10 protein-coding genes are annotated in these 11,471 nt (G+C 67.4%); all 10 read right to left on the reverse strand.

The genetic code is table 11. The annotated features are described in order from the left end of the window. Positions 1-161: 161 nt before the first annotated feature. Positions 162-1,505, reverse strand: a complete 1,344-nt coding sequence (der, locus tag AC07Y4_RS20640; RefSeq protein ID WP_062480763.1) for a ribosome biogenesis GTPase Der — start codon at positions 1,503-1,505, stop codon at positions 162-164. Between the two features lie 66 nt (positions 1,506-1,571). Beyond that, on the reverse strand, positions 1,572-2,714 hold the full coding sequence (gene bamB / locus AC07Y4_RS20645; protein ID WP_489058388.1) for an outer membrane protein assembly factor BamB: 1,143 nt from the start codon (positions 2,712-2,714) through the stop codon (positions 1,572-1,574). A 12-nt stretch (positions 2,715-2,726) separates the two neighbouring features. Continuing rightward, positions 2,727-3,419 (reverse strand): YfgM family protein, encoded by a 693-nt coding sequence (locus AC07Y4_RS20650; protein WP_495274989.1) that lies wholly within the window; start codon positions 3,417-3,419, stop codon positions 2,727-2,729. A gap of 6 nt (positions 3,420-3,425) precedes the next feature. Then, entirely contained in the window at positions 3,426-4,736 is a 1,311-nt protein-coding gene (hisS, locus tag AC07Y4_RS20655; protein ID WP_070061007.1) for a histidine--tRNA ligase, read from the reverse strand. 15 nt (positions 4,737-4,751) lie between these two features. Beyond that, entirely contained in the window at positions 4,752-6,032 is a 1,281-nt protein-coding gene (gene ispG / locus AC07Y4_RS20660; RefSeq protein WP_070061008.1) for a flavodoxin-dependent (E)-4-hydroxy-3-methylbut-2-enyl-diphosphate synthase, read from the reverse strand. Further along, entirely contained in the window at positions 6,029-6,958 is a 930-nt protein-coding gene (locus AC07Y4_RS20665) for a helix-turn-helix domain-containing protein (RefSeq protein WP_390343413.1), read from the reverse strand. Before AC07Y4_RS20665 ends, ispG begins: the two co-directional genes overlap by 4 nt. Continuing rightward, positions 6,951-7,802, reverse strand: coding sequence for a type IV pilus biogenesis/stability protein PilW (pilW, locus tag AC07Y4_RS20670; RefSeq protein ID WP_495274990.1), 852 nt, complete (start codon positions 7,800-7,802; stop codon positions 6,951-6,953). Before pilW ends, AC07Y4_RS20665 begins: the two co-directional genes overlap by 8 nt. Before the next feature lie 4 nt (positions 7,803-7,806). After that, positions 7,807-8,976, reverse strand: coding sequence for a dual-specificity RNA methyltransferase RlmN (rlmN, locus tag AC07Y4_RS20675; protein ID WP_062481976.1), 1,170 nt, complete (start codon positions 8,974-8,976; stop codon positions 7,807-7,809). Between the two features lie 21 nt (positions 8,977-8,997). Beyond that, the gene (ndk, locus tag AC07Y4_RS20680) at positions 8,998-9,423 is read right to left on the reverse strand and encodes a nucleoside-diphosphate kinase (RefSeq protein ID WP_013542117.1); all 426 of its coding nucleotides are present in this window, start codon (positions 9,421-9,423) and stop codon (positions 8,998-9,000) included. Between the two features lie 152 nt (positions 9,424-9,575). Then, positions 9,576-11,420 (reverse strand): pseudouridine synthase, encoded by a 1,845-nt coding sequence (locus tag AC07Y4_RS20685; protein WP_495274991.1) that lies wholly within the window; start codon positions 11,418-11,420, stop codon positions 9,576-9,578. Positions 11,421-11,471: the final 51 nt, after the last annotated feature.

The following is an 11,471-nucleotide window of genomic DNA, read 5'->3' on the forward strand; positions in this document are numbered from 1 at the left end:
ATTCTCCGTGTTCAAGAGTAGTTGTTGGAGAGATGACCTTAACACAGGGTTTCTGCGCCGCAGCAATCGGGGTCAAAAGCCTTGAGAAAATAACGGTTCTCAAAAGACGGAACTTCCGCTCCTGCTGCGGCTCAACGGCTGCCATCGGCAGCCAAGCGCCCTCAGTTGTCTTTGTCCACGAACGGATTCTGCGAGCTTTTGAACTGGATCCGCAAGGGCGTGCCCACGAGGTCGAATTCCTTGCGGAAACGCCCTTCCAGGAAACGCTTGTAGGCGTCGGTCACATGCTCCAGCGAATTGCCGTGAATGATGATCACGGGCGGATTCATGCCGCCCTGGTGCGCATAGCGCAGCTTGGGCCGGAACATGCCACCGCGCTGGGGCGCCTGGAATTGCACCGCCTCCAGCAGCAGGCGCGTCAGCACCGGCGTCGACATCTTGCGCGTGGCCGACTTGTGGGCCTGTGCAATGGCCTGCCACACCGGGCCCAGGCCCTGGCGCTTGATGGCCGAGATGAAATGCAATGACGCGAACTTCAGGAACGGCAGGCGGGTTTCGATCTGCCGCTGGATCTGCTCGCGCTGGTAGCTGTCGACCGCATCCCACTTGTTGATGGCGATCACCACGGCACGTCCGCTTTCGAGGATGTAGCCGGCGATGTGCGCGTCCTGGTCGGTCACGCCCTGTGTGGCGTCGAGCAGCAGCAGCACGACGTTGGCCGACTCGATGGCCTGCAGCGTCTTGACCACCGAGAACTTCTCGATCGCCTCGAACACCCGGCCCTTGCGGCGCAGGCCGGCGGTGTCGATCAGCTCGAAACGCTGGCCGTTGCGCTCGAACGGCACCGAGATGGCGTCGCGCGTCGTGCCGGGCATGTCGAAGGCCACCAGGCGCTCTTCGCCCAGCCAGGTGTTGATCAGCGTCGACTTGCCGACGTTGGGCCGGCCGGCCACGGCCAGCTTGATCGGCTTGTTGACGTCGTCTTCGTCTTCTTCGTCGTCCGGGTCGGCCAGGTTCAGCGGCGCGAGCGCCAGCTCGACCAGGTCGCGCATGCCCTGCCCGTGCGCCGCGGACACGCCGTGCACGTCGCCGAAGCCCAGCTCATAGAAGTCGACCAGCTTGGTGCCGTCGTGCATGCCTTCGGCCTTGTTGGCCGCCAGCACGCAGGGCTTGCCCAGCCGGCGCAGCTCGTTGGCGATGTCGTGGTCTTGCGCCGAGAGGCCTTCGCGGGCATCGACCACGAAGATCACGACGTCGGCCTCGGCCACGGCCTGCCGCGTCTGCTTGGCCATTTCCTTGTAGATGCCGCTACCGGCATCGGGCTCGAAGCCGCCGGTGTCGATCACGATGAACTCGTGCTTGCCCAGGCGGCCGTTGCCGTAGTGGCGGTCGCGCGTGAGGCCGGCGAAGTCGGCGACGATGGCGTCGCGCGTCTGGGTCAGGCGGTTGAAGAGCGTCGACTTGCCGACGTTGGGACGGCCGACCAGGGCCACGACCGGCTTCATGGCCGGCCTTTCGATGGCGCGGTTTTCATGGTCGGGCCTTGGAAGTAAGAGAAAGACAAAAAATGATTATTCAGGACGGTAGCCGAACACGCCACCCTTGGCGGTCACGACGACCACCGTGTTGCCGGCCAGGACCGGCGTCACGGTGATGGCCGAGCCGTCGGGCGTGACGCGGTTGAGCAGTGCACCGTCCTCGCGCGACACGAAGTGCAGCGTGCCGGTGCTCTCGCCGATGATCAGCGAGCGGCCCACGGCCAGCGGCGCGGTCAGTTCGCGGTTCTTCAGGCGGCTCATCTGCCAGGCGCGCTCGCCGTCGGCGCGACGCCAGGCGGTGACGCTGCCATCCGATTCGGTGCCATAGAGAAAGCGCTCGTCGCCGCTCACGCCGTCGGCGCCCGAGGCCGGTTTGCTCCAGAGCAGCTGGCCACGCAGCGTGTCGACGCAGCCGACGCTGGCGTAGTAGGCGCGTGCGCAGACCGTGTCGCCGTAGCGGCTCACGCTGCCGGTCAGGTCGACCAGGCGTTCCACGTCGTTCGTGCCGCGCGGCGCGGCGATGGGCGCTTCCCAGCGCGAGCTGCCGTTGCCGGGGTTCATGCCGACGAGTCGGCCGCCCAGACCGGCGACCAGCGTGTCGCCGACCGCGATCAGCACGCCAGACTTGCGCAGCACGAGGTTTTCGCCCGGGCGCTGCTGCTGCCACAGGCGACGGCCGCTCTGGCCGTCCCAGGCGCTGACGCTGCGGTCGGCGGTCTGCACGAAGACGCGGCGGCCGGCCACCAGGGGCGCGGTGAAGGCCTGGGCCGACAGGCGCTGCTTCCACAGCACCTTGCCGTTCTCGATGGCGACCACTTCGTTGTTGGTGGTGACCACGGCCGTCAGCGAACCGTCGCTGCCGACGCCGGCCGCCAGCGGCGCACCGGCGCTGGCGCGCCAGGTCTCGCGACCGGCGCGGGCATCGATGGCGACGACCGTGCCGTCGCTGCCGGCCACGGTCACGATGTCACCGCTGACATCGGCGGTGAGCGGGAATTCGACGCCCGGAATCCGCACATTCCAGGCCTGGCGCACACCCATCAGGGACGGATTGGCCGGCAGCTCGGCGGGCTTGGGCTTGCCGGAGCCCGAGCAGGCGGCCAGGAGCGCTACCAGAACAAGAGCAGAACCCGCGCGCAGGGCGGTCGATTCAGGCTTGAAACGCTTGAAATTCATGAGGGTGTGCGATCAGGAGTTCTTGGGGACGGCGGGCGTCACGGTGACGGTCGGCGCTAGGGTCTTCGGGTCGACACCGACCGCGTTGAGCTTGATCTCGACCAGCCGGCGGTAGTCCGAGCCAGCGCCCAGGCCGGTCCAGGCCTTGCGGTACTCGGCCTGCGCCTCGTCGCGCTTGCCCTGTGCCATGAAGATGTCGCCCTTGCGGTCGGCCACCAGCGGTTCGAATTCGGTCGGCACCTTGCCGTCGAGTTGCTTGAGCGCGTCGTCGTAGGACTTGGCATCGAGCAGTTCGGCCGCGAGCCGCAGCTTGGCGATGGCCTGGTAGCCCGGGTCGACGGCGTTCTGCGCGACCCAGCCCAGCGCTGCGCGCGAGCCGTCGGCATTGCCCTTGTCGAACAGCGTCTTGGCGACCAGCAGGCCGGCTTGCTGTGCGTAGGCGGTGCCTGCGAAGCGCTCCTTCATGTCTGTCATCACGCGCTGGATGCGCTCGACGTCGCCGGACTGCGTGCTGCGTTCGACCTCGTCATAAAGGGCCGCGGCCTGGGCAGCCTTGGTGCGCTGGAAATACTGCCAGCCGTTCCAGGCCACGAAGGCGCCGGCGACGAGCAGCACGACCCAGGTGATCAGGGTGCCGTAGGTGTTCCAGAAATGCTTGAGCTGGTCGAGCTGTTCCTGTTCTTCGAGGTCGAGATGGGTGGCCATGCGCTGTCAGAGGTTGGGAGCCGGCGATTGTAGGGTGGCGGCCCAGGTGGTCACTTCAGCAAGTGAACGGGCGGACTGCGCAACGCTGGCGTCGCGCAAGGCCTTGAGAGTCACTTCACCGCGTGCAAGTTCATCGGCGCCGAAGATCAGCGCGTAGGTGGCACCGCTGGCGTCCGCCTTGCGCATCTGCGCCTTGAAGCTCGCAAGGCCCTCGGCGGTGCTGGCGTGCATCTGCACGCGCACGCCGGTTTCGCGCAGCTGCTGCAAGGCGCGCAGCACGACGGGCATCGAAGCGGCGTCGGGCACGATGGCATAGACATCGGGCACCGGTGCCGGCACTTCGGCGCCCTGCTCTTTCAGCAGGTCGAGCACGCGCTCGACGCCGATGGCCCAACCCACGGCGGGCGCCGGCTTGCCGCCGATCTGCGCGATGAGATCGTCGTAGCGGCCGCCGGCGCACACCGTGCCCTGCGCGCCGAGGCGGTCGGTCACGAACTCGAACACCGTGAGGTTGTAGTAGTCGAGCCCGCGCACGAGGCGTGGATTGATCGTGAAGGCGATGTCGTTGGCCTTGAGGATGGCCTGCAGCCCCTCGAAGTGCGCCAGCGATTCGGCACCGAGAAAGTCGATCAGCTTCGGCGCCGACTCGACCACCTCTTTCATCGCCGGATTCTTCGTGTCGAGGATGCGCAGCGGGTTGCTGTGCAGGCGGCGCTTGCCGTCCTCGTCGAGCTTGTCGGCGTGCTGCTCGAAGTGGGCGATGAGCTGGGCACGGTGCAGCGCGCGCTCGGCCGGCTGGCCCAGGCTGTTGAGTTCCAGGCGCACGTCGGTCAGGCCGATGGCCTTCCACAGCGCGGTGGCCAGCAGGATCAGTTCGGCGTCGACATCGGGTCCGGCGAAGCCGAGCGCCTCGGCGCCGATCTGGTGGAACTGGCGGAAGCGCCCGCGCTGCGGCTTTTCGCGGCGGAACATCGGGCCCGTGTACCAGAGGCGCTTGGGGCCTTCGTAGAGCATGTTGTGCTCGATCACGGCGCGCACGAGGCCGGCCGTGTTCTCCGGGCGCATCGCCAGGTGCTCCGACTGCCCATGCTTGTCCGAACGGTCTTCGAAGGCGTACATCTCCTTCTCGACGATGTCCGTCACCTCGCCGATGCCGCGCACGAACAGCGCCGTGTGCTCCAGGATCGGGGTGCGGACGTTGCGGTACGCATAGCGCCCCATCAGGTCGCGCACGGTGGCTTCGAGCCACTCCCAGCGCGCCGATTCGGGCGGCAATATGTCGTTCATGCCTTTGACGGCATTCAGTTTTTCAGCCATGAGTCTGCGGAGGTGTCAGGCCAGGACAGCGTGTTCGCTGCCGAAGCGCTTTTCGATGTAGGTTTCGACGAGCTGGTGGAACTCGTTGGCGATATTGTCGCCGCGCAGCGTGAGGGCCTTTTCGCCGTCGATGAAGACCGGCGCAGCCGGTGCTTCGCCCGTGCCGGGCAGGCTGATGCCGATGTCGGCGTGCTTGCTCTCGCCGGGGCCGTTGACGATGCAGCCCATGACGGCCACCTTCAGCGTCTCGACACCGGGGTACTTCTTGCGCCAGACCGGCATCTGCAGGCGCAGGTAGTCGTCGATCTGCTTGGCCAGTTCCTGGAAGGTGGTGCTCGTGGTGCGGCCGCAGCCCGGGCAGGCCGTGACGCTCGGCACGAACACGCGCAGGCCCAGGGCCTGGAGGATTTCATTGGCGATCAGCACTTCCTGCGTGCGCGACTCGCCCGGCTGCGGCGTGAGCGACACGCGGATCGTGTCGCCGATGCCCTCTTGCAGAAGGATCGACAGCGCCGTGGCCGAGGCCACCGTGCCCTTGGTGCCCATGCCGGCTTCGGTCAGGCCGAGGTGCAGCGGGTTGTCGCAGCGCTTCGCGAGTTCGCGGTAGACCGAGATCAGGTCCTGCACGCCGCTCACCTTGCACGACAGGATGACCTGGTTGCCGGCCATGCCCATCGATTCGGCCAGCTTGGCGGATTCGATGGCCGAGGTGATTAGCGCCTCGTACATCACCTGCTTGGCATCCCAGGGCTCGGCGCGCTGGCTGTTGGTGTCCATCAGGCTGGCAAGCAGCTCCTGGTCGAGGCTGCCCCAGTTCACGCCGATGCGCACCGGCTTGTTCCAGCGCATGGCCGCGTCGATCATCTGGCCGAACTGCTTGTCCTTCTTGTCGCCCTTGCCCACGTTGCCGGGGTTGATGCGGTACTTGCTCAGCGCCTCGGCACAGGCCGGATAGTCGGTGAGCAGGCGGTGGCCGTTGTAGTGGAAGTCGCCGATCAGCGGCACGTCGATGCCCATGCGATCGAGCTGCTCGCGGATGTAGGGCACCTGAGCGGCGGCTTCGGGCGTGTTGACGGTGATGCGGACCATCTCGGAGCCCGCAATGGCGAGTTCCTTGACCTGGATCGCGGTGCCGATGGCATCGACCGTGTCGGTGTTGGTCATCGACTGCACGCGCGTGGGCGCGTCGCCCCCCACCGTGACGATGCGCGGGCCCCAGACCACGCTGGCCTGGCGCGAGCGGCGCGCCTTGGGCGCCGCCGATTCGATGGGTTGGGGAGTGCAGTCGGTTGTCACGATTTCACCTCGAAACGCGCCACGCCGCCGCCGCGGGTGACAGGCTTCAGATCGTAGGGCTTTCCGTTCACCTGCACATCAACGGCCGATGCGCGCCCCACCACCACGGACAGCGGCAGCGTGCCGGACAGCCCGACGGTCTCGCCGACCTGCAGGCTGCGGCGCAGCAACTGTTTGCCGCCAGCTTCGGTGACGGTGATCCAGCATTCCTCGCGCGCCACGAAGACGAGCTGCTGGCTGCTGGCGGTGCTGGTGTTGGCGACGGCCGCGAGGGGCGCTGAGGCCGGCGCGGCTGGCGCGGCAGCCGCCACGCCGGCGGCCGGTGCGGCGCCCACGGGGCCGGTCGGCGCCACGGCCTGCGTCGGCACGGGCTCCGAGACATCGGCCGGATCGGCGGGCGGCGGCATGGTCTCGCCCTCGTTCTTTGCGGTCAGCCGCGCGACGGAGGCACCGATCTGGTCGAACGCCGACTGCGGCATCCAGAACAGCACGCCGGCGCCGATCAAGAGCAGCACCACGACCGTCAGCAGCGCGCGCGACGGCAGGCCGCCGGAGCGCCCACCGTTCCAGCGCGGCGTGTCGGACACGACGCGGGCATTCAACGTGCGATTGGTTTCGGCCAGCGGTGCACGTTGCGCGCCCGGCAGCTTGGCAAGCACGGGTGCCGGATCGATGCGCAGTGCGCGGCACACGCTGCTGGCCAGGGCCCGGGCGAACACCGGGTCGGGCAGTGAGGCGATGTCGTCGGCCTCGAGCGCAATCAGCTTTTGCGGCGGCACCTTGAGCGCCGCGGCCACCATCTCGATGTGCAGGCCATGCGCTTCGCGCGCCTCGCGCAGCATGTCGCCGGCCGTCTTGTGCGCGACGTCGCCTTCTGCCAGCGGCAGCGCCGCGGACGTCCCGAACTCCGAAACCCGTTCAGTCATTGAAATTCCCGCGCTCGTACGCCATTGCCTCCCGCGATTGAGGGAAACGTCGTTGCAATTGACCGCCCAGCTGCGCGACAGCCTCGCGGTTGTTGAGCTTCCGTTCGATCTTGATGCCGAGCCAGAGCGTCTCGGCATTGGCCGAGGGGCTGTTGTTGACACGGCGGACGTAGAACTGCGCGCGCGACCATTCTTCGCGCTGCGCCAGCACCGAGGCCAGGTTGAAGCCGACCACCGGATTGCCGGCGTCGAGCTCGTAGGCCTGCAGGAGGCTGCGCTCGGCCTGCGGCCGCTGGCCGGCCTTGAGCTCGCAGACCCCCTGGGTCATGAGCGTCTTGGCACGGTCGGCATAGCTGGGCACGGCCAGTGCCGCGGCGAACTGCTGCGCGGCGTCGCCGTAGCGGTTCTGCTGGCACAGCAGCCAGCCGTAGTTGTGGCGCGTGTTGGCGTCGCGCGGATTGATTGCGACCGCGCGGCGGAAGCTGTCTTCGGCCTGGCCGGCGTCGTCCAGCCGCATGTAGACCAGGCCCCGCAGGTTGTAGGCGTCGGCGTAGTTCGGGTCGATGGCCAGCACCTGCTTGAGTTCTTCGAGGGCGACCGAGGGCTGGCCGTGCTCGAAGTAGCCGGCCGCCAGCTCCATCCGCAGGCGGGCACGGCGACGGTTGTTTTCGTCGACGTCGGTCACGACACTGGTGCCGCTGTCGGCCCCACTGCCGACAAGCCCGGTGGTGGTGGTTCGCGTGTTGACGCAGCCCGCGAGAAGAAGCGCCACGGCGACGCTCGCGATTCCTGCGCTCAGCACTCGCTGCACGCTCGCGATCGTCGTCGGAAAGGCCATGCTCATTGCGTCAATGCTCCTGGGGAACGGTGGTCTTGGGGGTCTTGGCGCGGGTCGGGTGCAGAACGACGGGACGCTCGGCCACCGCCGCACGGCGTTGGGCCATGCGTTCGGCCGCACGGGTGCGGTCTTTCACGTCGCCGGCGAGCTGTCCGCAGGCGGCGTCGATGTCGTCACCGCGCGTCTTGCGCACGGTGGTCACGAGGCCCGCTTCGCTCAGCGTGCGGGCAAAGGCCAGCACGCGCGGCTGCGGCGAGCGCAGCAGGCCCGACGCCGGGAACGGGTTGAACGGAATCAGGTTGAACTTGCACGAGACGTCGTGCTTGCGCACGAGCTCGATCAGCTGGCGCGCATGTTCGGGCTGGTCGTTCACGCCGTCGAGCATGCAGTATTCGAAGGTGATGAAGTCGCGCGGCGCATGCACGAGGTAGCGCTTGCAGGCCTCGAGCAGTTCGGCGATCGGGTACTTGCGATTGAGCGGCACGAGGTCGTCGCGCAGCGCATCGTTGGGCGCATGCAGCGAGACAGCCATGGCCACGGCGCAATCGGTGCCCAGGCGGTCGATCATCGGCACCACGCCGGAGGTCGACACCGTGACACGGCGGCGCGACAGCCCGTAGGCGTTGTCGTCGAGCATGGTGCGCAAGGCGGGCACCAGCGCAGAGTAGTTCTGCAGCGGCTCGCCCATGCCCATCATCACCACGTTGGAGATGACGCGCTCGCTGCGATTCAGGTGCTTGCGCAGGAAATGCTCGGCGAACCAGAGCTGGGCGACGATTTCGCCCGTGGTGAGATTGCGGCTGAAGCCCTGATGCCCGGTCGAGCAAAAGCGGCAGCCCACGGCGCAACCGGCCTGCGACGACACGCACAGCGTGCCGCGATCGTCTTCGGGGATGAACACGGCCTCGACCGCATCGCCGCCGCCGACGTCGAACAGCCACTTGATCGTGCCGTCCTTGGATTCATGCTGCGTGAGGACCGACAGGGCCTCCACGCGCGCGGTGGTCGCGAGTTTCTCGCGCAGCGACTTCGCCAGATCGGTCATCTGGGTGAAGTCGCTGGCGCCACGCTGGTGGATCCAGCGGAACAGCTGCGTGGCGCGGAATTTTTTCTCGCCGAGTTTTTCGCAGAACGCAGCCAGCCCGTCGAGATCGAATTCGAGCAGATTGGCTGTGGTCATGAATTCAGGCGAGCAACGGCTTCAGCGTGCGTAGACGTTGAGGCCGGCGAAGAAGAACGACACTTCGTTGGCAGCCGTTTCGGGCGCGTCCGAGCCGTGAACGGCGTTGGCGTCGATGCTGTCGGCGAAGTCGGCGCGGATGGTGCCGGCGGCTGCCTTCTTGGGGTCCGTAGCGCCCATCAGGTCACGGTTCTTGGCGATGGCGTTCTCGCCTTCGAGCACTTGCACGAACACGGGGCCCGAGATCATGAACTCGACGAGGTCCTTGAAGAAGGGACGCTCCTTGTGCACCGAGTAGAACTGCTCTGCTTCGTTGCGCGACAGGTGAACCAGCTTGGCGGCGACGATCTTGAGGCCGGCAGCCTCGAAGCGGGAAACGATCTTGCCGATGACGTTCTTGGCGACGGCGTCGGGCTTGATGATGGAAAGGGTACGTTCGATAGCCATTGAAATGCTTCCTGAGCTTTGATTTTGAAGTGTTTTGTCACAACTGCAACGAGTTTGTTTCGTGGCACGTCGACAAAGCCTCTGATTTTAACCGGCGCGACCTGCGGGATTGGTGAAAACCCCGCGAAAGGCCGCGCTCCGACGGCTGGCTTTCAGCGTCCGCGGCGGCGTCCGCCGCCACCACCGCCAAAGCCACCACCGCCGCCTTGCGAGCCGCCACCACCGCCGCGGCGTCCCGGGCCGCCGCGTTGTTCCTTGCGCTGGCGCGAGAAGCTGTCGGCACCGATGTAGCCGAGCGACGTCTTCATCGGATCGGGCTGGTTCGCACCGCCGCCACCGCCAGCACCCGCCGACCGGTTGCCACCGCCACCCTGCCCTTGCCCCTGGCCGCCCTGACGGTTGCCGGGACCTGCGTTGCCGCGGCGCCCCTGCTGTGGCGGGCCACCGTTGCCACCGCCCCGATTGGGACCACCGCGCCCTCCACGCTCACCGCGCGGCGGACGACCGTCACCCAGCGGACTCGGAATCGGTGCTTCGCCGCGCGCTTCACGCGGCTGGCCACCACCCATGCCGCCGTTGCGGTTGTTGTTGCCGCGACGCTTCTTGTTCCGGCCGTTACGACCGCCGCCCTCCGGCCCGCCGGGACCGCGTTGCGACGGACCCACCGGTCGCGCCTGCGCACCGCCCGAAGCCTGGAACAGCGCCTGGATGTCGCGCTCGTCGAGCTCCATCCAGGCACCGCGCTTGAGACCGCGCGGCAGCACCATCGCGCCGTAGCGGATGCGGATCAGCCGGCTGACCGCATGGCCCACCGACTCGAACAGGCGGCGCACCTCGCGGTTGCGGCCTTCGGAAATGGTCACGCGATACCAGCAGTTGGAGCCTTCGCCGCCACCGTCTTCGATGGTGCCGAACTGCGCCATGCCGTCGTCCAAGCGCACGCCCTCGAGCAGCTTCTTCTTTTCTTCGCTGGTGAGCGCGCCCAGCACGCGCACCGCGTACTCGCGCTCCAGGCCGAAGCGCGGGTGCATGAGCTGGTTGGCGAGATCGCCGGAGCTGCTGAACAGCAGCAGGCCTTCGGTGTTCAGGTCGAGCCGGCCGACCGACTGCCACTTGCCCTGTTGCAGGCGCGGCAGCTTGCGGAACACCGTCGGGCGGTTCTGCGGGTCGTCGTGCGTGACGACCTCGCCCACGGGCTTGTGGTACGCGATCACGCGCGGCGGCGGCGGTGCGATGCGGTAGCGGATCGGCTTGCCGTTGATCTTGACCTGGTCGCCGTACTGGATGCGCTGGCCGATGTGGGCTGGCTCGTTGTTGACCGAGATGCGGCCCTGCAAGATGAGTTGCTCCATCTCGAGGCGCGAACCGAGACCGGCCTGCGCCAGCACCTTGTGCAGCTTGGGCGAATCGGCCTCGGGCAGCAGCACGCGCTTGAGCGGCGGCACCTCGGGGCTTTCCTCGTCGGCGTCGAACTGGCCGGAAATGACGTCGGCAAAACGGATCGGCTCGGTCGGCGGCGCATTGCGCTGCTCGCGCTCGGCGGCGCGACGGGCGCGATCGAGGTCGTCTTCCTCTTCGTCGGGCTCGTCTTCCTCGTCGTCTTCGTCATCCCCGCGGTCGTCGTCCTGGTCCTCGTCGGACATCTGGGGACGCTGCGCTTCGACCGGCGCCGGCTCGTTTGCCTCGGCTGCCGCCGCTTCGACAACCACGGGCGCCACATCGGGCTGGACCGTCGCGGGAGCCTCGGCCACAGGAGCGACTTCCGCCGCGCTCACCAATTGCTCATCGGCAGCCGGCGCCTCGACCACCTTCTTCTTGCGGGGTGCACGCGGCTTCTTCGGCGCTTCCCCGGCCTCGGCCCCTGCCGGCTCTGCGGGCGCAGCGACGGATTCAACAGCAACTTCCGTCACCTTCTTGGGCGTGGCGGCCCGCTTCCGCTTCTTGACTTCGGGTTCGACCGGCAGCATCGCTGCGTCGTCGGTGTCGGATGAGCTCATGGGGTTTTTCCGGGAGAAACAGCGTGGGGGTCGTGGGGGTCGGGCTCGTCC

The sequence above is a fragment of the Variovorax sp. GW460-12-1-14-LB1 genome, assembly GCF_059423605.1.